Origin of the sequence: Cellulomonas jepli (assembly GCF_047229345.1) — a bacterium.
GTDB lineage: Bacteria > Actinomycetota > Actinomycetes > Actinomycetales > Cellulomonadaceae > Cellulomonas_A.
The window spans coordinates 1-25,154 of sequence record NZ_JBFTER010000066.1; the positions used below are offsets into that span (position 1 = coordinate 1).

Sequence of the window (25,154 nt, forward strand, 5' to 3'; positions counted from 1 at the left end):
CGCCGGCGCCGTCGCGCGCACCGGGGCCCGGCCGGTCATCCGGCCGCTCCGGCCGGGGTCGGGGCGCCGAGCACCGAGCCGTCGGACAGCTGCAGCCACGCCGGGCTCGTCGCCCGCACCATGCCGAGCGCACGCGCCGCGGCGGCGAGCTCGCTCGGCGAGCTGCGCCGGTCGAGCTCGGCGGCGAGGTCCTGCTCCTGCACCGACAGGCGCGCGAGCTCGCGGTCGAGGTCGTGCTTCTCGTACGCCCCGCTCGCCATGGTCGTGTTCAGCAGCAGCGCGGCCAGCAGCGCACCGCCGAGGATCGCCATGCACACCAGCACGAACGGCACGCGCGTGCGGGTCTGGGCCGGGGCCCGGACCAGGAGCAGCCGCGGCGTCGTCTGCGGGGCCGCCTGCGGAGAGCTCGGGCGGGGTGCACGGGCAGGGGCGACGCGGACGGCGGACTGAGCACTCATGCGGATCTCCTCGGCGCGGTGGTGGCGCGCAGGTGGTGCGGGGTGGGGCGAAGTCGCTCGGCGGCGCGAAGGCGGACGGACTGCGAGCGCGGGTTGCGCTCGCGCTCGGTCTCGTCCGCCTCCTCGGCGCCTCGCGTGAGCAGCCGGAGGTACGGCTGGTGGGTCTCGGGCTCGACGGGCAGTCCGGGGGGTGCGCTCGACGTCGCGCCGACGGCGAGGGCGCGCTTGACGAGGCGGTCCTCGAGCGAGTGGTACGCCTCGACGACGATGCGCCCGCCGACGGACAGGCACTCGACCGCGGCGGGCAGCGCGCGCTCGAGCACCTCGAGCTCGCCGTTCACCTCGATGCGCAGGGCCTGGAACGTGCGCTTGGCGGGGTTGCCCCCCGTCTTGCGCCCTGCCGCCGGGATCGCCGCACGCAGGACGTCGACGAGCTCGCCGGTCCGGGTCAGCGGCACCTCGGCGCGACGGCGCACGACCTCGCGTGCGATCCGGCCCGCGAAGCGCTCCTCGCCGTACACGCGCAGGACCCGCGCGATCGCCTTCTCGTCGTAGGTGTTCAGGACGTCGGCCGCCGTGATGCCCGTCGTGGCGTCCATGCGCATGTCGAGCGGCGCGTCCTGGGAGTAGGAGAAGCCGCGGGACGTCTCGTCGAGCTGCAGCGAGGACACCCCGAGGTCCATGAGGACGCCCTGGACGGAGGCGAGCCCGAGCCGGCGCAGCACGTCGGGCATCTCGTCGTACACCGCGTGCACGCCCGTGAACCGGTCGCCGAACGCCTCGAGGCGCCGCCCCGCGAGCGCGAGCGCCTGCGGGTCGCGGTCGAGCCCGACGACCCTCGCGTGCGGCAGCGCGCGCAGGACGCCCTCGGTGTGGCCGCCCATGCCGAGCGTCGCGTCGACGAGCACGGCGCCGGGGCCGTCGAGCGCCGGGGCGAGCAGCTCGACGCACCGGTCGAGGAGGACCGGGGTGTGCCGCGTCGCAGCGTCGACCGCCTGCTGCTCGTCGTCCGCGGTCATCACCCCTCCTCTCGCACTCGTGCGGAGCGGCTCCTCGTGACGCCGCGTCGTGTGTGGTCGAACGGCCCCTCCGCCGTCCGACCAGATCCCCCACCGGCCCTCTGACGCCGGGGAAGTGCGTCAGAACGGACGGGAGGAGATCTCACCGGGCGGCCTCGCGGCCTGGTCGTGCGGTCCTGCTCGTGCGGGTGCGCGTCAGTCGTGAATCAGAAGGGACCGTGCGGGAAGACCTCCTCCGCCGTCTCGGCGTAGCCGGCCTCCTGCTCGGCGAGGTACGTCTCCCACGCCGCGAGGTCCCAGATCTCGACGCGGGTCCCCGCGCCGATCACCGCGACCTCCCGGTCCAGCCCCGCGTAGGTGCGGAGCATGGGCGGGATCGAGATGCGTCCCTGCTTGTCCGGCATCTCGTCGCTCGCGCCGGACAGGAACACGCGCAGGTAGTCCCGCGCCTGCTTGCTCGTCACGGGCGCCTGCCGGATCTGCTCGTGCATCCGACGGAACTCGTCCATCGGGAGCAGGAACAGGCAGCGTTCCTGGCCGCGCGTCATGACCAGCCCGGGCGCCAGCTGCGACCGGAACTTCGCGGGCAGGATCAGCCGCCCCTTGTCGTCCAAACGGGGGGTGTACGTCCCGAGGAACGGCGCGTGCGAGCCGAAGCCACTGAGGCTCGACTCGCTGCTCACGGCGGCCCCCTCTGCTCGTCGTCATCACTCGCGTCCCGGGTCTCGTGAAGAACTCTCATCCAGTGCTCACCAAGTGGCTCCACGCTACTCCACTTCCCTCCACCCGCAACGGGAATGATCGGCGTTTCACCCCGTCTTCACGATAGATCCGCAGGTCAGGGCCGGTGGAGGAGAGTGGAGGACGAACGCGGCGCCGTGTCGCGCGCGTTGCCGGCGAGGTCGCGTTCGTCGCACCATTTGGTCCGGTTCGACCCGTTCGAACCGTCCCGAACCGGACAGCACGGGCGTGTCCGGGGAGGCCGTGCGGCTCGACGTGGAGGGAAGTGGGGAGGCGGGCACGGCCGCCGCGACGCCTCCGCGTCAGTTCACCCGTACGGAGCACGTGCAACCCGTCCGGCCCCGTACGCTCGTCCTAGCCCGCCGAAGGAGTCGACAATGCTGCAGGCCGTCCCCACGACAGCCGAGCTCCACACGCTCGTGCAGACCACCAACCGGATGCGCGACGGGATCGAGCAGGTCGTCACCGGCCGCTCGGAGCTCGTGCGCACGACGGTCGCCGTCCTGCTCGCCGAGGGGCACCTCCTGCTCGAGGACGTCCCGGGCGTCGGCAAGACGACGCTCGCGAAGGCGCTCGCCCGGACCATCGACTGCTCGGTCGGCCGCATCCAGTTCACGCCCGACCTGCTGCCGAGCGACCTCACGGGCGTGAACATCTTCCGGAGCCAGACGCACGAGTTCGAGTTCCGCCCGGGCCCGCTGTTCGCGCACGTCGTCATCGGCGACGAGATCAACCGGGCCTCCCCCAAGACCCAGTCGGCGCTGCTCGAGTGCATGCAGGAGGCCCAGGCCACGGTCGACGGGCAGACCTACCCCCTGCCGCGCCCGTTCCTCGTGGTCGCGACGCAGAACCCCGTCGAGATGGAGGGCACCTACCCGCTGCCCGAGGCGCAGCGGGACCGGTTCATGGCCCGGCTCACCGTCGGCTACCCGAGCGTCGAGTCCGAGCTCGACATGCTCGACCTCCAGGAGACGTCCGACCCGCTCGACGGGATGCGGCCCGTGACCGACGCGGAGCAGGTCGCCCGGCTCATCGCGACCGCCCGCCGGCTGTACGCCGCCCCGTCGGTCAAGCGCTACATCGTCGAGCTCGTCACGGCCACCCGCGAGGACCACGCGCTCCGCCTGGGCGCCTCGCCGCGTGCCGCGATCCAGCTGCTGCGCGCCGCGAAGGCCCTCGCCGCGATGTCCGGCCGCGACCACGTGCTCCCGGACGACGTGCAGCAGCTCGCCGAGCCGGTCCTGGCCCACCGCCTGCTGCCGAGCACCGAGTCGCGCCTCTCCGGCCGCACGACGAGCGACACCGTCCGGGAGATCGTCGACCGCATCCCGCTGCCCACGAGCGGCACGGGCATCCCGCGCGAGCGGCGGGCGACGGGCTGATGCGCGTCCGCCTGACCGTGCGCGGCGTCGGGCTCGCCGCGGCCGGCGTGGCCGCGACGGTGGTCGGCGTCGTGATCGGCGCGGTGGACCTCGTGCGGATCGGCACCCTCGTCCTGCTCCTCGTCGTCGCGGCGCTCGTCGGCGTCGGCGTGCTCGACCCGGCGCGCGGCCGCCACCGCCTCCAGGTCCACCGCACCGTGAGCCCGAACCCCGTGCACGCGGGCCAGCGCGCCGAGGTCGAGGTCGCGGTGTTCGCCGCGGACACGGCCGGCCGCGCCCGCCTCGCGGGGCTGCGGCTCGGGGAGCAGGCGTCCGCGGAGCTCTCGGGCGGGCGGCCGCTGCGGGCGCACGTGAGCCGGGCACCGCACCGCGTCGCGCTCGCGTACCCGGTCGTCGCCGCACGGCGGGGCCGCTGGGCGCTCGGACCGCTCGTGGTGACGCGCACCGACCCGTTCGGCGTGGCGCGCGCGACGACGTCCCTCGGGGAGCACGCCGACGTCGCCGTGTGGCCCGCGGTCACGGCGCTCCCCGTGCCGCGCGAGGTCCTCGCGGGCGAGCCGGACCGCGTCGCGCTCGGCGCCCGCTCGCCGTCGACCGACGACGCCGCCCTGCGTGACTACCGCCTCGGCGACGACCTGCGCCGTGTGCACTGGCGCAGCAGCGCGCGCCGCGGCGAGCTCATGGTCCGGTCGGACGAGCGTGCCGGCATGCGCCCCGTGAGCGTCCTGCTGGACCCGCCGACGCGTGCCGTCGCGCTCGAGTGGAGCATCTCGCTCGCGGCCTCGGTCGCGCTCGCGATGCTCGACGCCGGGCACCCGGTGCGGCTCGTCGGCGGCCCCCTCGGCCAGGACGGTCAGCGCACGGCCCGGCACGTGCAGGGCCGCGCCTCCGGGAACGCCCGCGCCGAGCTGCTCGACCGCACGATCGACCTCGCGGTCGCCGAGTCGCCCGCCGCGGCCGAGGCCGACCTCCTCGCGGCGGCGCGGCTGCTGCAGACGACGGACGCGGGCGGCGAGGTCGTCCTCGCGGTCCTGGGACCGCTGACCGCACGCTCCCGGGCGGCGCTCGCGAGCCTCACCGACACGGCACAGGGATGGGCGATGGTGCGTACCGCGGACGGGTCGGCGACGCAGGAGCGGGAGGTCGAGCACACCGTGCGCGCCCTCCGGCGGGCCGGGTGGCGGGCGTGCCCGGTGACCCCGGGCGAGGACATCGGCGAGTGCTGGCTGCGGCTCCTCGGGTCGGCACGATGACCGGGGTCGGGATGCTGCCGCGCGGGATCCGGTCCGTCCTGGGCTCGGCCCTCGTCGCCGTCGCGACGTGCGGGAGCCTGCTCGCGCTGTCCGGCCTCCTGGCGCCGGGCCGCTGGACGACGGCCGCGGTCGTCACCGTCCTGCTCCTCGCATGCGTGACCGCCGGGGTCCGGCACGTGACCCGCTCGTGGTGGGCCCCCTCGCTCACCGGCCTCGTGCTGCTCGTGCTCGGGGTGCTCGTCGTCTACGGCGGCCCGCCGGGCAGGGTCCAGGTCGTCCCCGACACCGGGTCGGTCGAGCGCCTGCTGGCCGCCGCGCGCGAGGCCGTCGCGCTGATCAACGCCGCGCTGGTGCCGATGGTCGCGAGCCGCCCCGTCGAGCTGCTGGTCGTCGTCGGTGCCGCGTCGGCGTTCCTCCTCGCCGACGCGCTCGCGATCGGGCTCGGCGCCCCGGCGTGGTCGGGTCTCGTCCTCGGCTTCCTGTGGATCCCCACGGTCGTCCTCGGGTTCCCCGCGTCCGGCTGGGCACTGTTCTGGGCCGGGATGGCCTTCCTCCTGCTCCTCGCCCTCAGCGTCGCACCGCCCGCGTCCTCCGAGCAGGGGCCACGGCGCACCGTCGAGGCGCTCGCCGGTGCGGCCGCGATCGTCGTCCTCACGCTCGTCGCCGGCCCCCTCGTCGCGGCCGCACCGGGGTGGGCCTCGCTCGACCTCCCCCAGCTCGGCTCGGGTCCCGTGGGGCCGCTGCGGCTGAGCGACGACCTCGACCTGCGCGAGAGCCTCGGCGCCCGCTCCGGCCAGGTCGTCCTGCGGTACACCGTCGCCTCCCCCGACGGGAGCACGGAGACCGAACCGCAGCCGACCGCGAGCGACCTGACCCCGCCGACCGACGCGCGCCTGATCGGACCGCTGCGCGCGTTCACGCTGCGGGACTTCGACGGGCGGAGCTGGCAGCGGACCGAGACGGGCGAGCTCGCGAGCTGGGAGCCGGACCGGCTCCTGACGTCCGACCCCGGGCTCGCCGGGACGGAGCCGGACCCGACCGGCGGCACCCTCGCCCGGGTCGAGGTGCTCGTCGAGGGACTGCGCGAGCAGCGCCTGCCGGTCAGCACCTTCCCCCGCACCGTCACGATCGACGGCGCGTGGTCCTACGACCCCGAGCAGGACGAGGTCGTCGGCAGCCGCAGCACGCAGCAGGGCACGGGCTACACCATGACGGTGCAGGTCCCCGAGATCACCGCGGACTCTCTCCGCGAGCAGGGCGAGGGCGCGCCCGCCGACACCGAGGCGTACACCCGGGTCCCGGAGACCGACCACACCGCCGACATCCGCGCGCTGGCCACCGAGATCACCGCCGAGGCCGACGGCACCTACGAGCAGGCGCTCGCCCTGCAGTCCTACTTCCGGGACACCCAGAACTTCACGTACGACACGCGCGTGCCGCCCGCCCGCACCGACGACGCCGTCTGGGACTTCCTCGAGAGCCGCCAGGGCTACTGCGTGCAGTTCGCGACGAGCATGACGATGATGGCCCGGCTGCTCGGCATCCCCGCTCGCATCGGCGTCGGGTTCCTGCCCGGCGTGCCCAACCGCGACCGCGAGTACGTCGTCACCGGGCGGCAGTCCCACGCCTGGCCCGAGCTGTACTTCGCCGGTGCCGGCTGGGTGCGCTTCGAGCCGACCCCCGCCGTGCAGACCGGCCTCCCGCCCCGGTGGAGCGACCCGCTCGCGCTGCTCACCGGGACGGCGGAGGAGCGCGAGGTGCCGGCCGTCCCGACGGGGGCGGCAAGCCAGGCACCGGTCCCCGGGACGACGACCGCACCGGGCGCGACCCCGGAGGACGAGGGCTTCCCGCTCGCGATCGTCGCCGCCGGCGCCGTCCTGCTCCTGACCTCGGCCACCGCCGTCGCCGTCGTCCTGCGGCGCCGGCGCGCCGCCCGGGCAGCCGAGCTCGACCCCGAGCAGGCGTGGGAACGCCTGCGGGTCCGGCTCGAGCCGGCCGGGGCCGGGTGGTCGTCGGCCACCACGCCTCGCCAGGCCGTCGACGTCGTGCGCACCCGCGTGGCCGAGGCGCACGGGGCGGCGCTCGACGCCGAGGCGGAGGCGGCGTTGCGCTCGCTCGCCCGGGCCGTCGAGTCGGAGCGGTACGCGCCGACCCCCGTCGAGGTCTCCGCCGACGAGCTCGAGACGTGGGTCGCGCAGGTGCTCGGCGGGGTGCTGTCGCCGGGCGAGAAGCGCACGGAGGCGATGGCGGCCACGGCGGCGGACCGGGACGCCTGACCCCGTCCGCGCCGGCACCACGGTGCGTCGGGGGCGGCGGGGGTTCCGGCGCCGCTGCGCACCGGGCGGGGCTCGGCCTCAGGCACCGCTGCCGGCAGGGCTCGGCCTCAGGCACCGCTGCGCGCCGGGCGGGCGCAACCTCAGGAACCGCTGCGCGCCGGGCGAGCTCGGGGGTCCCTCACGAACGCGCACCGGGCGGAACTGAATGCCAGGCGCGGCGCGTCGCGCCTGATCTGCGGGCGGTCGCTCCCGGGCCCGGCCCGCCATCACGTCAGCGTACGACGTGGTCGTGCGCCGTCCGCCGGCGACGGCCGCACGCTCGGGCGCGCCTGAGCGCATCCTGCCCCAGCCGCACAGCTCGGACGCCGTCGCCGTCGACGCCATCCAGCAGGTGCGAGTCGGGTCAGCGACCGCCCTCGTCGCGGCGGTGCTGCCACCGCTCGTCGAGACGCTTCATCAGACCGCCCTGACGCTTCTTGCGCGGTGGGGAGACGCGCCCGTCCGGGCGGACGACACCGGCCGGCCCCGACTGGCGCGGGCTCGCGAACGCGAACGCCACGGCGGCGAACATGACGACGAAGCCGATCACGCCGAGCCAAGCCAGGGACGCGGCTGCGCCGGCGACGAGCAACAGCAGTCCGACGACCGCCCCGGCACCGGCGAGCACGTACCTGCTCATGGGCTTTCGCCCACGCGCGGTCAACGTGTTCGCGAGCCTAGGGTCGTCAGACGTGAGCTGCCGCTCCATCTGCTCCAGTACGCGCTGCTCGTACTCGGACAGAGGCATTACTACCCCCGTACTTCCGTCGAGGTTCTATTCACCTCAGGATAGGTCCCCGCGGCCGATCTCGGTAGTCGAACGGCGTCCGACAACTCCCCCGGAGGACGCCGGGCGGATCGCCGCGGCCCCGAATCGCTCGCGCACGTGGTCCATCACGCGTTCTGCCTCCCGGCGGCCCTGGCCGATTTCACCCACGGCCTCCTCGAGCGTCGGCTGACGGACCGTCGATGCCGCGGGGCTGAGGCCCTCCACTCGCACGCCGACGAGCCGTACCGGCAGCCCGCCGAGGTCCACCCCGGCGAGCAGCTCCCGCGCCACGAGGTACAGCTCGCGGCCCACGTCCGTCGGGGTCGGCAGCGTGCGGGACCGTGTCAGGGTCCGGAAGTCGGACGTGCGCACCTTCACCGTGACCGTGCGCGCGAGCAGGTTCTGGTGCCGCAGGCGCGCGGCGCACCGGTCGGCGAGGTCGAGCGCCTGCGTCTGGACGACCCCGAGGTCGGCGACGTCCGACGGGAACGTCACCTCGGCGCCGATGCTCTTCTCGTCGCGCCCGGGCTGGACGGGCCGCGGGTCACGGCCCCAGGCGAGGTCGTAGAGGTGGGCCCCGGCGACCCGGCCGACCGCGCGCTGGATCGTGGCGACGTCGCTGTCCGCCAGCTCGGCGACGGTCCGGATACCCCAGCGCGCGAGCGCGGACTCCGTGCGCTCCCCCACGCCCCACAGCGCACCGACCGGCAGGGCACGGAGGAACTCGACCGTCGCGGCCTTCGGGATCAGGAGGACGCCGTCCGGCTTCGCGTGACCCGACGCGAGCTTCGCGACGAACTTGGTGCTCGCGATGCCGACCGAGCACGTGATGCCGTGACGGCGGTGGACCTGCTCGCGGATGAGGGCAGCGATCCGTGTGGGCGGCCCGAGCCGGCGGCGTGCGCCGGCGACGTCCAGGAACGCCTCGTCGACGCTGACCTGCTCGACGAGCGTCGTGACGTCCCGCAGGACCTCCATGACGGACGTCGAGACGGCGCGGTACGCCTCCTGGTCGGGCGCCACGACGACGGCCTGCGGACACATCCGTCGGGCGACCGCCATGGGCATCGCCGAGTGCACGCCGAACGCGCGCGCCTCGTAGGTCGCCGCGAGCACGACCGAGCGCTCGGCGCCGCCGACGATGACGGGCAGCCCTCGCAGCTGCGGCCGCCGCGCGAGCTCGACCGAGGCGAAGAACGCGTCCATGTCGACGTGCAGGATCGAGCAGCCGTCCTCCTCCGAACCCCAGTCCCGACGGAGCGACGGTGAGCGTGGCGCGCGGCTCACGACGCCCGCGCGGCGACCAGCCGCGGGCGCTCGGGCACAGGGGCGAGGTGGTCCGCGCTCGCCTCGAGCAACGAGCGGACCTCGTCGAGGAAGTCCTCCGCGGCGCAGAGCACCTGCTCCGCGCGCTCCGCCGACACCGTCTCGAAGCGGCCGGCCTCGATCGCGGCGCGGAGGCCGGCGCCGCCGGCGAAGTACCCGCTCCACCGGCTCAGCTCGGGCGCGACCGCGTCGAGCATCTCCCACACCGTGCGCGGCGCTCGCCGACCCCCCGGCTTGCCCCGTTCCGCGACCACCGCCGCACCCGCGCGCAGAGCGGCGAGGTGCGCGTGCGAGAACCGCTCCCAGGGCTCGGGCGAGAACTGTGCCGCGACGAGCTCGGCCTCCGCCCGCTGGACCAGGCTCGCGGCGCGCGGCGGAAGACCCGCGCTCACCGCCCGGTGCTCGTGTGCCACTGCCGCCACCTCCTCCGACTGCCGACGTCTCAGTATCGAACACGTGTTCGAACCGGTCAACCCTTACGGTGGACGTGTGGCCGCACGTGACCGATCAGGACGACGAACGTCAGCCTCTCACCGACCACCCACATCACCGCGCTGGCCGGACGGCCCCGTGCGGGTACCCACGGGCACGGTCGAGGTGGTGCGCACGCCCGACGACCCCGACGGCGTGACGCTCCTCGTCAACGGCGTGCCCAGCAGCCACCTCGACCTCGCGGACCCCACCCGGCTCGACTTCGAGTACATGCAGCAGATGGCGGCGCTGCTCGACCGGCTCGGCGCCGCGCGGGACCCGCTGACGGTCGTGCACCTCGGCGCGGGCGGGTGCGCGCTCGCGCGGTACGTGCACGCGACCCGGCCGGGCTCGCGGCAGGTCGCGGTCGAGCTCGACGCCGCGCTGCCGGAGCTCGTGCGCGAGTGGTTCGACCTCCCCCGTGCCCCGGCGCTGCGGATCCGGGCGGGCGACGCGCGCGCCGAGCTGGCCACGCTCGCCTCGTCGAGCGTCGACGTGGTCGTCCGTGACGTGTTCGCGGGCGACCGCACGCCCGAGCACGTGACGACCCTCGAGTTCACCGCCGACGTCGACCGTGTGCTGCGCGACGGGGGCCTGTACCTCGCGAACTGCGCCGACCGCCCGCCGCTCGCGCTCGTGCGCGCCGAGGCGGCGACGCTCGCGGCCGCGCTCCCGTACGTGGCGGTGGTCGCGGAGCCGGGTCAGCTCCGGGGACGCCGCTACGGCAACCTCGTGCTCGCGGGGACGCGCGACCCGGACCTGCTCGACTCCGCCGCGCTCGAGCGCACGCTGCGCTCCCTCCCGACGCCGTCGCGACTGCTCCGCGGCGCCGAGCTCGCGGCGTTCGTCGGCTCGGCCCGTCCGCTCCTCGACGCCGCACCGCTGCTCGCCGACGACGACGGGGACGGCTGAGCCGGCCGGCAGCTCGCCGGGGCGCCGCGCCGGCGCATGCGGCACGCCCGGACGCCGACCGCACGACGTCCCCGGACCGGCGCACCCCCGGACGACGACGAGGCCGCCTCCCCGGAGGGAGACGGCCTCGTCCACGGACGGCGGGTCGTCAGCGACGGCGCCGCACGTGGGTGATCAGAGCGGGCGGACCTGCTCCGCCTGCGGGCCCTTCGGACCCTGCGTGATCTCGAACTCCACGCGCTGACCCTCCTCGAGGGAGCGGTAGCCCTGCGTGTCGATGGCCGAGTAGTGGACGAAGACGTCGGCGCCGCCGCCGTCCTGGGCGATGAACCCGTAGCCCTTCTCAGCGTTGAACCACTTGACAGCACCCTGTGCCATGTTCTCGTCCTTCTGTTCCAACCGGTGACGACCCTGAGCCGTGCGCTCAGGCCGTGCCGCAATGCCTTGTCCCACGTCCTGCACCGGATGGACCAGCCACTCGGGCTGGCGGTGCCTCCACATCCCTGCGGGGGCGCCGGTCAAGCGTCAGTACGTCACTGCAACGCCCCCGATACTCTCACGCACCCTCTTTCCAGCGCCATCGTTCATCGCCGGAAAAGGGACAGGTCGCGCAACGATCCGGTCACGACCCGGTGCGGGCCGTGCCATGCGCCGGTGCACGCCGCGGAGGGCCGCTCGCACGACGTCAGAGCGCGATCCCGGGGTGCGCGGCGCGGGTCCGCCTGCGGCTCACGAGCACCCCGGCCACGCCCAGCACCCACGGGACCGCCATCAGCGCGAAGGCCGCGCGGTACGCGTCGATGCCGCGGTCACCGGCCGGGGCGAGCACGTCGAGCGCCACACCGATCGCGAGCATCGACGTGAGCGCCGCGACGAAACCACCGGTGTTGACGAGGCCCGTCGCCGTGCCGAGCCGCGCCGGGGCGACGCAGCTGCGCGCGAGGTCGAAGCCGATGAGCGAGGCGGGGCCACCGACCGCGACGACCACGGAGAAGACCACGAGCACGCCGAGGCCCCGAGGTCCGGGCGGCGCGAGGACCGCGACCCACGCGACCGCGACGGCGACCGCGATGACGAGGACGGCACGCGTGCGGCGACCGGGTCGGCGCGCGGCGAGCTCCCCGAGCAGCGGACCAGAGACGATCGCGGCGACGACGTTGACGCTGAGCAGCACGCTCGCCTCACCGGTCGTGCGGCCCTGCGCCTCGACGAAGAACGAGAACCCCCACAGGAGCACCACGACCTGCGAGCTGAACGGGGTGAGGAAGTGCGCCCAGAACCCGAGCCACACGCCGGGCTCGCGCACGACGGCGCGCAGGGCACCGCCGTCCGCCGCCCGGGCCGCCCGCGTCCGGAGCACCTCGTCGGCGGTGCGCTCACCCGGACCGCCGGGACGACGACGCCACGTGCGCGCGCTCCGGCCGGAGTCGTCCGGCGAGTCGCGCACGAGCGAGGCCACGAGCAGCGCCGTCGCGAGGCTCAGCACCGCGAGGCTGCCGAACGCCGCGCTCCAGCCGCGCCCGTGCAGCACGAGCACGAGCGGGACCGCGGACAGGATCTGCCCGAGCTGGCCGACCGCACCGGTGACCTGCGTGAGCAGCGGGACGCGCCGGACGGGGAACCACGCGGGGATCAGCCGGATCACCGAGACGAACGTCATGGCGTCGCCCGCGCCGACCAGCACACGGCCGAGCAGCGCGCCGGGCACCTCGGTCGCGACCGCGAGCACGAGCTGCCCGGCGCCCATGAGCACCGCGCCGCCCGCGATCAGCAGGCGCGGGCCGAGCCGGTCGAGCAGGACGCCGACGGGGATCTGCAGCCCGGCGTAGACGACGAGCTGCGCGACGGCGAAGGTCGCGAGCAGCGACGCGCCCACGTCGAAGCGAGCGGCGGTCTCGAGCCCGGCGACGCCGAGCGACGAGCGGTTGAGCACCGCGACCACGTACGCCACGACCGCGACACCCCAGACGAGCAGGGCGCGCGACGAGGGCGGGAGGGAGGTGCTCACGGGAGTCCATCCTCCACCGCCGCGGGCGTCCACCGCGGCACCGACCGCAGACGGGCGAGCCCCGCGCCGGCGCGTGGTCGACGGCGGGGCCCGCTCAGGGGCTCAGGCGCCCTGGCCGTCCTCGCTGTTCTCGGCCAGGAACCGCTCGAACTCCGCGCCGAGCTCGTCCGCCGTGGGCAGCTGGGTCGTCTCCGCGAGCAGGCCCGTGCGCCCGAGGTTGCGCGCGAACGCGTCGTACTGCTCCTCGAGCGCGTGCACGACGGCGGCCACCTCCTCCGAGCCGCTGACCTGACGGTCGATCTCCTCGCTCGTCTCCTCGGCGGTCGCCGTCAGCGCGCCGACCTTGAGCTCGAGCCCGGTCGCGCGCTCGACGTTCTGCAGCGCCGCGATGCTGGCCTGCGGGAACGCCGACTGCGCGAGGTAGTGCGGCACGTGCACGGCGAAGCCCATCGCGTCGTGACCCGACTCCCCGAGACGCATCTCGAGCAGCGCGCTCGCGCTCGCCGGGACCTGGACGGTCCCGAACCACGACGGGTGGTCCGCCACGAGCTCGGGTCGGGTGCCGTGCGCGGTCACCGACAGCGGACGCGTGTGCGGGATGCCCATCGGGATGCCGTGCACCCCGACGGTGAGCGGGACGTCGAAGCGCTCGACGAGCTGGCGCACCGCGGCGGCGAACCGCTCCCACTGCACGTCCGGCTCGACGCCGTGCATGAGCAGGAACGGGACGCCCGCGCTGTCGCGCACGAGGTCGACGACCAGCTCCGGCTCCGCGTAGTGGCTCCACGTCGTGGAGTCGAAGGTCATCGTGGGCCGCCGCGACCGGTAGTCGAGCAGCTGGTCGACGTCGAACGTCGCCAGGCGGGTCGACGAGAGCTCGTCGGTCAGGTGGCCGGCGGCGAGCTGGCCCGCGTTGCCGGCGTCGACGAACCCGCGCAGGGCGTGCACCAGGACAGGGCCGGTCCCACCTGCGGACCGGGCCTCGACCTCGGCCGCGACCGCGGGGTCGACACCGTAGATCTCGCTCGGGTCGAGCATGGGGTCCTCACTCTCGTCGGTGCTTCGTGCGTGCTCGTGCGTGCTGCGGGGTCCGGTCCGCCGTGTGCCGTCCGGCCCGTCGTCCCCTCACAACACCCGCGGGCGCCGCACTCTTCCCGACGCGCCTCAGCGCGTGGGCAGACGGACCACCGAGACGAAGAACTCGTCGATCTGGCGCACGACGTCGATGAACCGCTCGAAGTCGACGGGCTTCGTGACGTACGCGTTGGCGTGCAGCGAGTAGCTGCGCAGCACGTCCTCCTCGGACTCCGAGGTGGTCAGCACGACGACCGGGATCGAGCGGAGGTCCTCGTCCTGCTTGAGCGCCTGGAGCACCTCCCGGCCGTCCATGCGCGGCAGGTTGAGGTCGAGCAGGATCAGGTCCGGCGTGGGGACGTCGGCGTACTGGCCCTCCTTGCGCAGGTACGCGAGGGCGCTGACGCCGTCCGAGACGACCGCGAGCCGGTTCGCGACCTTGTTGTCCTCGAACGCCTCGCGCGTCATGAGCACGTCGCCCGGGTCGTCCTCGACCAGCAGCACGTCGATGATCTTGGTGGGGGACATCGCCACTCCGTTCCGTTCCGCCCGGGTCCGGGCGCTCAGTCCTCGGCCGGGGCGAGGCGGGGCAACGTCCAGCGCACGGACGTGCCGTCCCCGTCCTGGGGCTCGATCCAGATCCGACCGCCGTGGTGCTCGACGATCTTCTTGCACAGCGCGAGCCCGATCCCGGTGCCGTCGTAGACGTCCTTGGCGTGCAGCCGCTGGAAGATGACGAACACCCGCTCCGCGTACTGCGCGTCGATGCCGATCCCGTTGTCCCGGCACTCGAGCTCCCAGGATTCTGCCACCTCACGTGCCCCGAGACGGATCACGGGCGGTTCGTCCGGGCGCCGGAACTTGATCGCGTTGCCGACGAGGTTCTGCAGGAGCTGCACGAGCAGCGCCCGCTCACCGCGCACGACGGGGAGCTCGTCGCGCGTGACGACCGCGCCCGACTCCGCCACGGCCTCGCTGAGGTTGTCGAGCGCGTCGTCGAGCGCCTCGTCGAGGTCCACGTCGACGGGCTCCCCGACCATGCGCCCGACGCGGGAGAAGCCGAGCAGGTCCTGGATGAGCTGCTGCATGCGCTTCGCGCCGTCGACCGCGAAACCGATGTACTGGTCCGCGCGGTCGTCGAGCTGACCGCCGTAGCGCTTCTGCAGGAGCTGGGTGAAGCTCGCGATCTTGCGCAGCGGCTCCTGCAGGTCGTGCGACGCGACGTAGGCGAACTGCTCGAGGTCCCGGTTGGAGCGCCGCAGCTCCTCGGCCTGCTCGGTGAGCTGCTCGTGCGCGGCGGCGATCTCGGCGGACGAGGCCCGGAGCGCACCGAGCTGCGCGACGAGCGCGACGCGCATGCTCTCCACGTCCGCGGCGAGGTCGGCGATCTCCCCCGGACCCGTCGAGAGCACCGGGTGGTCGAGCTCCCCGGAGCTCACCGCCCGGGCGTCCGCGGCGAGGGCCGCGAGCGGGGCGGCGATCCAGCGGCGCAGCAGCACCGAGAGCGCGATCCCGACGGCGACGGCCGCGAGCGACAGGACGACGAGCGCGCCGGCCACCAGCCGGGTCCAGAGCGTGAGCTCGTCGACCGCCTCCCGACGCTCCGCGCGCAGCACGTCGAGGTAGTGCTCGACGGCGGCGCGGGTCTCCTCGAACAGCACGCGCCCACGCTCGATGTCCTCGGTGGTCACCGCTCCGGTGCCGCGCAGGTCGACCGCCTCGATCGCCGGCGCGGCGAACTCGCGCTCCCACCGCTCCGCGGCCTGCGACGCCGCGCTCGCCGCTCCCGTGACCTCGGGCGTGACGATGTCGCGCTCGGTCTCCTCCTCGAGCTCCACGAACGTCGCCGAGCTCGTCGCCCGCTCGAACGGCTCGAGCGTCACGGCGTCGCCCGTGAGCGCGTAGCCGCGCACCGCGGTCTCCGCGTCGACGAGGCGCGTGTACGCGGCCTCCGCCCGGGTCACGGCGAGGAAGTAGGTCTCCGTCACGTCGTGCTGCCGGTCGATCATGCGCTCGACCGCGAGCCCCGAGACGAGGACGACGACGCCGAGGAGGACGCCCGCGAGCGCCAGGGTCCGCGACAGCCGCTGGCGCAGCGTCGTGCCGGCCACGGGCCCGCGTCCGGTGGCGGCGTTCATGCGCCGCGCCCCAGGACGACCACGGCGGTGTCGTCGACGAGCTCTCCCCCGTGGATGTGCCGGACCTGCTGCAGGACGTGGTCGACGAGGTCCTGCCGGCCGGTCCGCAGCGCGGCGTCGAGGACGGAGATGAGCCCGGTCTTCCCGACGCGCTCCCGTCCCCCGTCGACCGTCGCCTCGAGCACGCCGTCGGTGTAGAGCATGACCCGCCACGACTCGCCGAGCTCGAGGTGGCACGCGTCCCAGCCGCCGCTCACCGGGATCCCGAGCGCACGTCCGCGCGCGTGGGTCGGCAGGGTCGTGGACGGCGGGCCGAGCAGGATCGGCACGGGGTGGCCGGCCAGGTACAGGTCCGCGGACGTGCCGTCGGGCGACACGGCGACCATGGAGACGGTGGTGAAGACCTCGGGACGCGAGCGCTCCGCGACGAGGACCCGCTCGAGCAGGCCGAGGATGCGTTCCGCGGGCGTGTCGGCGAGCACGAGCGTCCGCCAGGCCGTGCGGAGCGTCGCACCGAGCGCGGCCTCGTCGGGGCCGTGGCCGCACACGTCACCGACGATCGCGAGCACGCGCCCGTCGGTGCACTCCACGACGTCGTAGAAGTCCCCGCCGAGCAGCCCGTCGCGCCCCGCGCGGTACCCCACCTGGACCTCGATGCGGGCGTCGTGCACGAGCGGGTTCGGCAGCAGGGCGCGCTCGAGGCGGGTCATCTCGTTGGCGCGGACCAGGCTCCGGTACAGCGCCCGGTCGGTGTCCTCGAGCCGGCGGCGCTGCACGGCGTAGCGCACGGACCGCCCGAGGAGCTCCCCGTCGACCTCGCCCTTGACGAGGTAGTCCTGCGCGCCGGCGGCGACGGCCCGAACGCCGACGTCGGTCCCCGACAGGCCCGTGAGCACGACCACGGCGGGGGCGCCGGCCGCGAGCAGCCGGTCGAGCGCCCCGAGGCCCATCGCGTCGGGCAGGCCCAGGTCGAGCAGCACGCAGTCGACGTCGAGGCGCTCGACGGCCTCGTCGAGGGTGCGGACCCACGTGAGGTCGACGTCGAGCCCCGCGTCCTGGAAGTGCTCGTCGACGAGCAGCGCGTCGCCGTCGTCGTCCTCGACGAGCAGGACCCGGATGCGCGGGTTCCGTGCGTCGCCCACGAGCACGTCCGCGGCCCCGGCGTCGAGCTCGGGGAGCACGAGGGCACCGTCGGGCGCTCCGGTGCTGTGCGTGGTCACGCAGGGTCCTCTCGTCGGGCGGTGGCGTGGGCAGCCTAGGGCCGGGCGGGCCCGGTCGCGCACCCGGGTGGGGTGAACAGCGCCTGGGCGGGCCGGGAGGCGGTGCACGGCACCGGCGTCGGGGGCGGATAATGGACGGCCGCTCGCGCCGTCGCGCGGGCGACCCGGAACCGGCGGGAGCAGGCGCGCACGCGCGCGGGCCTGGGCACCTCGTGGACAGGAGCGCACGTGGCGGGGATCGAGTCGGAGCTGCGCCGTGAGCAGGAGACGGTCGACGGCCTCTACGGACGCCTGGACGCGCTGCGCGCCCAGACGCGCGAGCGGCTCGCCGACGTGCGGCGCGGTGGCCCCTCGGGCTCCCCCCAGAACCGCAGCGAGCGCGACGCGTTCGCGACGCTCTACGAGGACCGCCTGGCCCAGCTCGAGGCCGTCGAGGACCGGCTCGCGTTCGGCCGTCTCGACCTGGCCGACGGCGACGCCCGGTACATCGGCCGGATCGGCCTGACCGACGACCAGCACGCGTCGATGCTCACCGACTGGCGCGCGCCGGCCGCGCAGGCCTTCTACCGTGCGACGGCCGCCCAGCCCGACGGCGTGGTGCGTCGCCGGCACCTCGTGACGCGGGGCCGCGCGGTGACCGGCGTCGAGGACGAGGTGCTGGACCTCGACGTGCTCGCCTCGGCGGACGGGCTCGACGCGGACCAGCGCGAACGGCTCATCGGGGGCCTGTCGGGCGAGGGTGCGCTGCTCGCCGCGCTGGCCGCCGGCCGCACGGGCCGGATGGGTGACATCGTCGCGACGATCCAGGCCGAGCAGGACAGGATCATCCGCTCCGACCTCCAGGGCGCGCTGGTGGTCCAGGGCGGCCCCGGCACCGGCAAGACCGCCGTGGCGCTGCACCGCGCCGCGTACCTGCTCTACGCGCACCGGCGGCTCCTCGAGCGCTCGGGGGTGCTGCTGATCGGCCCGAGCCGGACGTTCCTGCGCTACATCGACCAGGTGCTGCCCTCGCTCGGCGAGACCGGCGTGGTCACCACGACGATCTCCGAGCTGTTCCCCGGGGTCGTCGCCGGCGGCGCCGAGGACGAGGCGGTCGCCGAGATCAAGGGTCGCGCGCTCATGGCGCGGGTCGTCGCGCGGGCGGTGCGCCAGCGCGAGCGGGTCCCGCGCGAGGCGACCGAGATCCGGGTCGACGGGCGGACCGTCGTCGTCACGCCGTCCGACGTGCAGTCGGCCATCGCGCGGGCCCGGCGCGGCCACCGCCCGCACAACCAGGCCCGGGTCGCGTTCGTGCGCGACATGCTCGGCCGGCTCGCCGCGCAGTACGTCGAGCAGCTCGGCTGGGAGGTCCCGCCCGACGAGCGCGGCGAGATCGTCGAGGAGCTGCGCACCACGCGCGAGGTGCGCATCGCGCTGAACCTCGCGTGGATGCCGCTCACGCCGCAGGGGCTCGTGACGGACCTGCTGACGAAGCCCGCGCGGCTCGCCGCTGCGGCGCCCGAGCTGTCCCGGCGCGAGCGCGACCTGCTGCTGCGGGACCGCGACGCGCCGTGGACCCCCGCGGACGTCCCGCTGCTCGACGAGGCCGCCGAGCTCCTGGGCGAGGACGACCAGGCGGCCCGCGCCCAGGAGCGGGCGGACGCCGCGCGCCGCTCGGCCGAGGTCGACTACGCCCGGCGGGTCCTGCAGTCGTCGGGCAACGACGGGCTCGTCTCGGCGGAGCTGCTCGCGGACCGCTTCGCGAGCAGCGGGCCGAGGCTCACCACCGCCGAGCGCGCAGCGGCGGACCGGACGTGGACGTACGGGCACGTGGTGGTCGACGAGGCGCAGGAGCTGTCCGCGATGGCGTGGCGCATGCTCGTGCGCCGCGTGCCGACCCGGTCGATGACGGTCGTCGGCGACGTCGCGCAGACCACCGCCCGCGCGGGTGCGCGGAGCTGGGCGGACATGCTGGACCCGGTCCTGCGCACGTCCTGGCGCCTGTCGGAGCTCACCGTGAACTACCGGACCCCCGCGGCCGTCGCCGACGCCGCCCAGCGGATGGCGCGCGCCGCGCGCCTGCCGGTGAGCACGCTCACGTCCGCCCGCGAGGTCCCGGACGCCCTGCGCGTCGCGCGCGTCGCGCCGGACGACCTCGCGCGCGCCGCCGTCGACGAGGTGCGTGCGGCGCTCGCCGTCGTCGGGGACGCGTCCGGCGGCGGGCGCGTCGCGGTGCTCGGTCCGCCGGCGCTGCTCGCGCGCGTGCACGGGGAGCTCGACGCGGTGGGGCTCGCGCCGGGGGCGTCCGAGGGCCGGTCGCCGGCGGACCTCGACGCGCCCCTGTCGTTGCTCACGCCGCGCGAGGCCAAGGGGCTCGAGTTCGACGTCGTCGTCCTGCTCGAGCCGGCCGACGTGCTCGCCGAGAGCGCGGGCGACCTCTACGTGGCGATGACCCGGCCGACGCGCGCGCTGCGCGTCGTGCACGCCGCGCCGCTCCCCCGCGGCCTGGCGGACGACCTCGAGGGCACCGCGGGCTGAGCCGCGGCGGCGACGGGCCTCAGGCGCCGTCGCACGCGACCTGACCGACGCGTGCCAGGCCGGCGAGGTCGCCCTCGCCGAGGTCCGTGCGCGCGCCGGTCACGGGCGCCATGAGCTCGTCGGGCGTGTCGACGTGGTCGAGCCCAACGACGTGCGCGAGCTCGTGCACGACCACGGCGCGGGCCCGGGCGTACCCGTCGGGGCCCACGAGGATCGCCGAGAGGTCCGGCGCGTCGAGCAGCACGCGCCCGCCGGCGAGGAACTGCGAGCGGCCGTCGGCGCCTGGCACCACGGAGGCGCCGCCGAGGCCCGCGGTGGGGCCGGCGAGCTCGGGGTAGACCGTCTCGTCCGACCAGGCGAGGAGGACGGGGGCCCACCCGTCGCCGTAGCGCGCCTGGACGAGGGGACGCTCGAGGTCGGGCTCCTCGGACGTCAGCCCGGCGTCGACGAACGTGAGCCCGGTCGCGGCGGCGATCACGGCGACCGACTCGGCGACGAGCTGCTGGCCCACTGCGGGCGCGCCGTCGGGGCGGACGACGTAGCGGATCGGGCGGCACGGGTCGAAGCCGACGGGCTCCCCCGTCGGCCCGTCGTGCAGGAACGCGTACGCGCCCGAGGTCGTCACGGGCACCGGAGGTCGCGGGCGGACGGCCCCCTCGACGGGCGCCGGGACGGACACCAGGCGCCCCTCGACCGACACCATCGCGCGCGGCGGCGCGAGCCCGATGACCGGCTCCAGCGCGCCGCGCTGCCAGGCGAGCGCCGTCAGGACCACCACGAGCACGACCAGGAACCCGGGGTGCAGCACCCGCCGACGCGTCGCGACGGGCCGTGCGGACCGTGCGAGACGCGCTGCGCGGCGACGGTACCGCCACATCGACAGGCTCACGCCGCGAGTCTGTCAAGCCCTCCGCGGGGTGCGTGCCACGGCACGGGTGAAGCGGCTGCCCACAGGGGTGAAAGTGTCCGAGGGACGGGACCGGCTTGGACGCCCCCCGCCCGGGGAGCACCATGGGGGCGTGCTACGCGCCCTCCTCCTCGAGAACCTCCACCCCCAGGCCCGGACCATCCTCGAGTCCGCCGGCTTCGACGTGACCACGCGGACGGGGGCGCTCGACGAGTCCGAGCTCGTCGACGCGCTCCAGGGCGTCCACCTCCTCGGGATCCGCTCCAAGACGCACGTCACGGAGTCCGCGCTCGCCCAGGCGCCGGACCTGCTGGCCGTCGGCGCGTACTGCATCGGCACGAACCAGATCGACCTGGCCGCTGCGGCGGACCGGGGGGTCGCGACGTTCAACGCCCCGTTCTCGAACACCCGCTCGGTCGTCGAGATCGCGATCGCCGACATCATCGCGCTGACCCGCCGGCTCACGGAGTTCAACTCCGCGATGCACGCGGGCATCTGGAACAAGAGCGCCGAGGGCGCGCACGAGATCCGCGGCCGCACGCTGGGGATCATCGGCTACGGCAACATCGGCACGCAGCTGTCCGTGCTCGCCGAGAACCTCGGCATGTCGGTCGTGTTCTACGACACCGCGGAGAAGCTCGCGCTCGGCAACGCCCGCCGCGCCGAGTCGCTCGACGAGCTGCTCGACGTCGCGGACATCGTGACCCTGCACGTCGACGGCCGCAGCGGGAACGCCGGCCTGTTCGGCGAGAAGCAGATCGCCCGCATGCGTCCCGGCTCCGTCTTCCTCAACCTCTCGCGCGGCTTCGTCGTCGACTACGCGGCCCTGCGCGACGCGATCGTCGCGGGTCACGTCTCCGGCGCTGCCGTCGACGTCTTCCCCACCGAGCCCAAGCGCAAGGGCGACCCGTTCACGTCGGAGCTCCAGGGCCTGCCGAACGTGATCCTCACGCCCCACACGGGCGGGTCGACCGAGGAGGCGCAGGAGGCGATCGGCCAGTTCGTCTCGAACAAGGTCCGCGACTACCTGGCGACCGGGTCGACGACGCTGAGCGTCAACCTCCCGAACGTGGCGCTCGACCAGCCGCCCGGCGCGCACCGCCTCGCCTACCTGCACCGCAACGTCCCCGGGGTGCTCGCGGCGGTGAACGCCACGCTCGCCGAGCACGGCGTCAACGTCGCCGGCCAGCTCCTCGCGACGCGCGGTGAGATCGGCTACGTCGTCACGGACACCGACGCGCCGGTCGAGGACGCGGTGCTGGACGCGCTGCGCTCGCGACCCGAGTCGGTCCGGCTGCGCCTCCTGTCCTGAGCACCGGCCCGGGCTCTCCACGCCGGCATCCCTGAACGCCACGAGGCGCCCGGACGAGCGATCGTCCGGGCGCCTAGTGCGTGTGGTGCGGGCGTCCCCTCGCGGGGCCACCGCCGAGCGGTCAGGCCGAGCCGGACTTGCGCCGGAACTGGCGCTGCACCGGACCGGCCGTCTCGGAGCCGTGCACGGACCCGGTGTTGCGCGAGCCGTCCGCGGAACGGTGCTGCGCCGCGGCCTTCTTGCGGTCGAGCGCCTCGCGGAACTTCGCCTTGGCGTCCTGCGCGACCTGCTCGGTGGTCGTGCTCTCGTCGTGCTCCGCCATCGCGGTACCTCCTCGTCGTGGTGGGTCCGGGAAGCCCGGCCGGCGGAGCGGGTCGCTGCGCTGCAGGGTCAGCCTCCCCGAGTCGGACGTGCAAAGCCAACCGGTTTCGACGCCCCGGGCTCGCGCGGTACTTCCCGGCCGCCCACGCGCGTGGAAGACCACCCGGCGTACTCATCGGTAACCTACGCCTCCGTAAGTTACGCTCGCGTAGTGACCACGACGTCCGACCGGCCCTGGCTCGCCTCCTACGCACCCGGCACGCCCGCGGAGATCGAGGTGCCCGACGAGCCGCTCGTCGCCAGCCTCGTGCGCGCCGCCGAGCAGCACGCCGACCGGGTCGCCGTCGACTTCCTCGGACGGGAGACCACCTACGCCGAGCTCCTCTCCGAGGTCGAGCGCGCCGCCGGCGCGCTGCACGGGCTCGGCGTCCGCGCCGGCGACCGGGTCGCGATCGCCCTGCCGAACGGCCGGGCGCACGTCGTCGCGTTCTGGGCCGTGCTACGTCTCGGCGCCGTCGTCGTCGAGCACAACCCCACGTACTCCGCGGGTGAGCTCGAGCACCAGCTGCACGACTCCGGCGCCACGGTCGCCATCTGCTGGGAGCAGACGGCCGCGCGCGTGGCCCAGGTCCGGGCCCGCACCGCGGTCACGACCGTGCTCGCGGTCGACCTCTCACGCGACCTGCCCCGGCGCTCGCGCCTCGCACTCACCCTGCCGGTACCCGCCGCGCGGCGGATGCGCGCGAAGCTGCGCGGACCGGTCCCCGCCGGCGCGCTGCGCTGGCACGACGTCCTCGCGCACGCCGAGCCGCTCGCCGCCGACCACCCGTACCCGGCCGCCGGGGACGTGGCGCTCCTGCAGTACACGGGAGGCACCACCGGGACCCCCAAGGGCGCCGTCCTCACCCACCGCAACCTCGTCGCGAACGCCGCCCAGGGCGCTGTCTGGACCGGGCTCGGCAGCGGCTCCGAGACGATCTACGGCGCCCTGCCCTTCTTCCACGCGTTCGGCCTGACGCTGTGCCTGGCGTTCGCCACGCGCGTCGGCGCCACCCTCGTCGCCTTCCCGACGTTCGACCCGGACGCCGTCCTGCGCGCGCAGGCCCGGCGGCCCGCGACGTTCATGCCGGGTGTGGCCCCGATGTTCGACCGCGTGGCCCGCGCCGCCGAGGCGCGGGGCACCGACCTCCGCTCCATCCGGGTCGCGATCGCCGGCGCGATGCCGATCCCCGCCGAGACGGCCGAGCGGTGGGAGCGACTCACGGGCGGGCTCCTCATCGAGGGCTACGGCATGACGGAGACGTCGCCGGTCGCGCTCGGCAACCCGTGCACCCCGGACCGCCGCCCCGGCGCGCTCGGGCTGCCGTTCCCGAGCACCGAGATCCGCATCGTCGACCCCGAGGACCCCGCGCGCGACGTCGCAGCCGGCGAGCGCGGCGAGCTGCTCGTGCGCGGGCCGCAGGTCTTCTCCGGCTACTGGCAGCGCCCCGAGGAGACGGCGGAGCAGCTCCTCGACGGCGGCTGGCTCCGCACCGGGGACGTCGTCACGATGGACGACGACGGCGTCGTCACGCTCGTGGACCGGATCAAGGAGATGATCATCGCCGGGGGCTTCAAGGTGTACCCGTCGCAGGTCGAGGACCACCTCCGGACCATGCCGGGCGTCGCGGACGTCGCGGTGGTCGGCGTCCCCGGGGGCGACCTCGGCGAGAAGGTCGTCGCGGCCGTCGTGCTCGACGACCCGGCGCGGACCGTCGACGTGGCGGCCGTGCGCGCCTGGTGCGAGCAGCGTCTCGCGCGCTACGCCGTGCCGCGCGAGCTCGTCATCATGACCGAGCTGCCGCGTTCGCAGATCGGGAAGGTGCTGCGCCGGGTCGTGCGCGAGCGCGTGCTGGCCGGGGACGCGACGGCCTGACGCTCCGCCGCCGCCCGAGCGCCGGCGCGCGCCGCGGAGCTCGGCCGGTCTCGCCCTGCGGGCTCCGTGCGGAAGGCGTCGCGAGTCAGGCCGATGGGCCTGAGCGCCCGGCGCCCGACGGCGTCGTCTCCGGGTCCGCGCCGGGCTCGCCGGCGTCACCGCCGCCGTCCGACGCCGCTGAGCGCGCCGCCTCGTGGTCGGCGCGGAGCACCGTGATCGCCGCCTCGAAGTCCTCGAGGGAGCTGAACGCCTGGTACACGCTCGCGAACCTCAGGTACGCCACCTCGTCGAGCTCGCGCAGCGGGCCGAGGATCGTGAGCCCGATCTCGTAGGCGTCGAGCTCGGCGCTCCCGCTCGACCGGATGGTCTCCTCGACGCGCTGGGCGAGCAGCGCGAGGTCGTCCTCGCTCACCGGCCGGCCCTGGCACGCCTTGCGGACGCCGTTGATGACCTTCTCGCGACTGAACGGCTCGGTGGCGCCGGAGCGCTTGACCACCGAGAGGCTCGCCGTCTCGACGGTCGTGAAGCGGCGGTTGCACTGGGGGCACTGGCGTCGACGACGGATCGAGGAACCGTCGTCGGAGGTCCGGGAGTCGACGACACGGGAGTCCCCGTGTCGGCAGAAGGGGCAGTGCACGCCTGAGAACCTAGGCGCTCGCGCTGGGACGACGCAACAGCGCCGCGGCTCAGCGCTGGACCGGGAGGACGAGCTCCTGGCCCGCGTCCAGGCCCGCCGTCGCGAGCCCGTTGAGCGATTGGAGCTCGAGGACGACGTCCCGGACGTCCTCACCGGGCCGGGCGCTCTCCGCGGCGATCTCCCACAGGGTCTCGCCGGCAGCGACCGTGTACGTCGTGACCTCGAGAGCGCGCGAGGGACCGTCAGCGAGCGCCTGACCACCCTGCACGCCGGCCACGAGCACCAGCGCAGCGAGCAGCAGGACCACGAGCCGGCCGCGGCTGGTCAGGCGGAGCGGGCGCTCGTCGGCGGACGCCACGGTCGAGCGGTGCGCGACGGCGACCGGGCGCCGCAGCGAGCCGGTCCCGGGCCGCGACGGAGCACCCGCTACGGCACGCGCGGGCGCCGGACGGGCCGGAC

General features: G+C 74.9%; 23 protein-coding genes. 7 read left to right on the forward strand and 16 right to left on the reverse strand.

The window, feature by feature from the left end:
* Positions 1-35: 35 nt before the first annotated feature.
* The 3 genes from ftsL to mraZ form a co-directional block, all read right to left on the reverse strand.
* The gene (gene ftsL / locus AB6N24_RS15080) at positions 36-458 is read right to left on the reverse strand and encodes a cell division protein FtsL (protein WP_412870206.1); all 423 of its coding nucleotides are present in this window, start codon (positions 456-458) and stop codon (positions 36-38) included.
* Positions 455-1,477, reverse strand: a complete 1,023-nt coding sequence (gene rsmH / locus AB6N24_RS15085) for a 16S rRNA (cytosine(1402)-N(4))-methyltransferase RsmH (protein WP_412870207.1) — start codon at positions 1,475-1,477, stop codon at positions 455-457. Before rsmH ends, ftsL begins: the two co-directional genes overlap by 4 nt.
* A 206-nt stretch (positions 1,478-1,683) precedes the next feature.
* Positions 1,684-2,160: a division/cell wall cluster transcriptional repressor MraZ gene (gene mraZ, locus AB6N24_RS15090; protein WP_412870208.1), complete on the reverse strand. Its 477-nt coding sequence runs from the start codon at positions 2,158-2,160 to the stop codon at positions 1,684-1,686.
* A 435-nt stretch (positions 2,161-2,595) separates the two neighbouring features.
* Between mraZ and AB6N24_RS15095 the strand changes: the two genes are divergently transcribed.
* The 3 genes from AB6N24_RS15095 to AB6N24_RS15105 are packed head-to-tail and all read left to right on the forward strand — an operon-like array spanning position 2,596 to position 7,129.
* The gene (locus AB6N24_RS15095; RefSeq protein ID WP_412870209.1) at positions 2,596-3,600 is read left to right on the forward strand and encodes an AAA family ATPase; all 1,005 of its coding nucleotides are present in this window, start codon (positions 2,596-2,598) and stop codon (positions 3,598-3,600) included.
* A complete protein-coding gene (locus AB6N24_RS15100) occupies positions 3,600-4,853 on the forward strand; it encodes a DUF58 domain-containing protein (protein ID WP_412870210.1) in 1,254 nt (417 codons plus the stop codon). Before AB6N24_RS15095 ends, AB6N24_RS15100 begins: the two co-directional genes overlap by 1 nt.
* Positions 4,850-7,129 (forward strand): transglutaminase TgpA family protein, encoded by a 2,280-nt coding sequence (locus AB6N24_RS15105; protein WP_412870211.1) that lies wholly within the window; start codon positions 4,850-4,852, stop codon positions 7,127-7,129. Before AB6N24_RS15100 ends, AB6N24_RS15105 begins: the two co-directional genes overlap by 4 nt.
* Before the next feature lie 403 nt (positions 7,130-7,532).
* Here the strand turns inward: AB6N24_RS15105 and AB6N24_RS15110 are convergent, their stop codons facing one another.
* From AB6N24_RS15110 to AB6N24_RS15120, 3 genes are read right to left on the reverse strand one after another with little or no spacing between them, the layout of a single operon-like run.
* Positions 7,533-7,916, reverse strand: coding sequence for an SCO2097 family morphological protein (locus AB6N24_RS15110; RefSeq protein ID WP_412870212.1), 384 nt, complete (start codon positions 7,914-7,916; stop codon positions 7,533-7,535).
* 36 nt (positions 7,917-7,952) lie between these two features.
* Entirely contained in the window at positions 7,953-9,224 is a 1,272-nt protein-coding gene (dinB, locus tag AB6N24_RS15115; protein ID WP_412870213.1) for a DNA polymerase IV, read from the reverse strand.
* Positions 9,221-9,676, reverse strand: a complete 456-nt coding sequence (locus tag AB6N24_RS15120; protein ID WP_412870214.1) for an SAV_6107 family HEPN domain-containing protein — start codon at positions 9,674-9,676, stop codon at positions 9,221-9,223. The genes dinB and AB6N24_RS15120 overlap by 4 nt, the downstream gene beginning before the upstream one ends.
* A 157-nt stretch (positions 9,677-9,833) precedes the next feature.
* Between AB6N24_RS15120 and AB6N24_RS15125 the strand changes: the two genes are divergently transcribed.
* Positions 9,834-10,646: a spermidine synthase gene (locus AB6N24_RS15125; protein ID WP_412870215.1), complete on the forward strand. Its 813-nt coding sequence runs from the start codon at positions 9,834-9,836 to the stop codon at positions 10,644-10,646.
* Positions 10,647-10,820: 174 nt separating this feature from the next.
* On the opposite strand, the gene AB6N24_RS15130 is transcribed toward AB6N24_RS15125, so the two are convergent.
* The 6 genes from AB6N24_RS15130 to AB6N24_RS15155 all read right to left on the reverse strand — a co-directional run bounded on the left by AB6N24_RS15130 (position 10,821) and on the right by AB6N24_RS15155 (position 17,014).
* On the reverse strand, positions 10,821-11,024 hold the full coding sequence (locus AB6N24_RS15130) for a cold-shock protein (RefSeq protein ID WP_034629807.1): 204 nt from the start codon (positions 11,022-11,024) through the stop codon (positions 10,821-10,823).
* A 307-nt stretch (positions 11,025-11,331) separates the two neighbouring features.
* Positions 11,332-12,654 carry an MFS transporter gene (locus AB6N24_RS15135; protein ID WP_412870216.1) on the reverse strand — a complete coding sequence of 441 codons (1,323 nt, stop codon included), beginning with the start codon at positions 12,652-12,654 and terminating at the stop codon, positions 11,332-11,334.
* Between the two features lie 102 nt (positions 12,655-12,756).
* A complete protein-coding gene (locus AB6N24_RS15140; protein WP_412870217.1) occupies positions 12,757-13,692 on the reverse strand; it encodes a proteasome assembly chaperone family protein in 936 nt (311 codons plus the stop codon).
* Between the two features lie 126 nt (positions 13,693-13,818).
* A complete protein-coding gene (locus AB6N24_RS15145; RefSeq protein WP_412870218.1) occupies positions 13,819-14,256 on the reverse strand; it encodes a response regulator in 438 nt (145 codons plus the stop codon).
* A gap of 35 nt (positions 14,257-14,291) precedes the next feature.
* Positions 14,292-15,866, reverse strand: coding sequence for a sensor histidine kinase (locus AB6N24_RS15150; RefSeq protein WP_412870219.1), 1,575 nt, complete (start codon positions 15,864-15,866; stop codon positions 14,292-14,294).
* Positions 15,863-17,014, reverse strand: a complete 1,152-nt coding sequence (locus AB6N24_RS15155) for a PP2C family protein-serine/threonine phosphatase (RefSeq protein ID WP_412870226.1) — start codon at positions 17,012-17,014, stop codon at positions 15,863-15,865. The genes AB6N24_RS15150 and AB6N24_RS15155 overlap by 4 nt, the downstream gene beginning before the upstream one ends.
* 300 nt (positions 17,015-17,314) lie before the next feature.
* On the opposite strand from AB6N24_RS15155, the gene AB6N24_RS15160 reads away from it, so the two are divergent.
* Positions 17,315-19,603 carry a HelD family protein gene (locus tag AB6N24_RS15160; protein ID WP_412870220.1) on the forward strand — a complete coding sequence of 763 codons (2,289 nt, stop codon included), beginning with the start codon at positions 17,315-17,317 and terminating at the stop codon, positions 19,601-19,603.
* A gap of 19 nt (positions 19,604-19,622) precedes the next feature.
* Here the strand turns inward: AB6N24_RS15160 and AB6N24_RS15165 are convergent, their stop codons facing one another.
* Positions 19,623-20,492 carry a matrixin family metalloprotease gene (locus AB6N24_RS15165; RefSeq protein WP_412870221.1) on the reverse strand — a complete coding sequence of 290 codons (870 nt, stop codon included), beginning with the start codon at positions 20,490-20,492 and terminating at the stop codon, positions 19,623-19,625.
* A 130-nt stretch (positions 20,493-20,622) separates the two neighbouring features.
* Between AB6N24_RS15165 and serA the strand changes: the two genes are divergently transcribed.
* Positions 20,623-21,822, forward strand: coding sequence for a phosphoglycerate dehydrogenase (gene serA, locus AB6N24_RS15170; RefSeq protein ID WP_412870222.1), 1,200 nt, complete (start codon positions 20,623-20,625; stop codon positions 21,820-21,822).
* A 121-nt stretch (positions 21,823-21,943) separates the two neighbouring features.
* Here the strand turns inward: serA and AB6N24_RS15175 are convergent, their stop codons facing one another.
* Positions 21,944-22,144 (reverse strand): DUF5302 domain-containing protein, encoded by a 201-nt coding sequence (locus AB6N24_RS15175; protein WP_258726748.1) that lies wholly within the window; start codon positions 22,142-22,144, stop codon positions 21,944-21,946.
* 210 nt (positions 22,145-22,354) lie between these two features.
* Here AB6N24_RS15175 and AB6N24_RS15180 point away from each other — a divergent pair, with 210 nt between their 5' ends.
* Positions 22,355-24,058, forward strand: a complete 1,704-nt coding sequence (locus AB6N24_RS15180) for an AMP-binding protein (protein ID WP_412870223.1) — start codon at positions 22,355-22,357, stop codon at positions 24,056-24,058.
* A gap of 85 nt (positions 24,059-24,143) precedes the next feature.
* Here the strand turns inward: AB6N24_RS15180 and nrdR are convergent, their stop codons facing one another.
* Complete coding sequence (gene nrdR, locus AB6N24_RS15185) at positions 24,144-24,695, reverse strand: transcriptional regulator NrdR (RefSeq protein WP_412870224.1); 552 nt, start codon at positions 24,693-24,695, stop codon at positions 24,144-24,146.
* 49 nt (positions 24,696-24,744) lie between these two features.
* Positions 24,745-25,154 (reverse strand): LysM peptidoglycan-binding domain-containing protein (locus AB6N24_RS15190; RefSeq protein WP_412870225.1); only part of this gene is annotated, 410 nt, incomplete at its 5' end.

Coding starts and splice junctions, on each gene's coding strand:
- ftsL (WP_412870206.1), bottom strand. CDS start 458: ATGAGTGCTCAGTCCGCCGTCCGCGTCGCCCCTGCCCGTGCACCCCGC.
- rsmH (WP_412870207.1), bottom strand. CDS start 1,477: ATGACCGCGGACGACGAGCAGCAGGCGGTCGACGCTGCGACGCGGCAC.
- AB6N24_RS15095 (WP_412870209.1), top strand. CDS start 2,596: ATGCTGCAGGCCGTCCCCACGACAGCCGAGCTCCACACGCTCGTGCAG.
- AB6N24_RS15100 (WP_412870210.1), top strand. CDS start 3,600: ATGCGCGTCCGCCTGACCGTGCGCGGCGTCGGGCTCGCCGCGGCCGGC.
- AB6N24_RS15105 (WP_412870211.1), top strand. CDS start 4,850: ATGACCGGGGTCGGGATGCTGCCGCGCGGGATCCGGTCCGTCCTGGGC.
- AB6N24_RS15110 (WP_412870212.1), bottom strand. CDS start 7,916: ATGCCTCTGTCCGAGTACGAGCAGCGCGTACTGGAGCAGATGGAGCGG.
- AB6N24_RS15130 (WP_034629807.1), bottom strand. CDS start 11,024: ATGGCACAGGGTGCTGTCAAGTGGTTCAACGCTGAGAAGGGCTACGGG.
- AB6N24_RS15140 (WP_412870217.1), bottom strand. CDS start 13,692: ATGCTCGACCCGAGCGAGATCTACGGTGTCGACCCCGCGGTCGCGGCC.
- AB6N24_RS15145 (WP_412870218.1), bottom strand. CDS start 14,256: ATGTCCCCCACCAAGATCATCGACGTGCTGCTGGTCGAGGACGACCCG.
- AB6N24_RS15150 (WP_412870219.1), bottom strand. CDS start 15,866: ATGAACGCCGCCACCGGACGCGGGCCCGTGGCCGGCACGACGCTGCGC.
- AB6N24_RS15175 (WP_258726748.1), bottom strand. CDS start 22,144: ATGGCGGAGCACGACGAGAGCACGACCACCGAGCAGGTCGCGCAGGAC.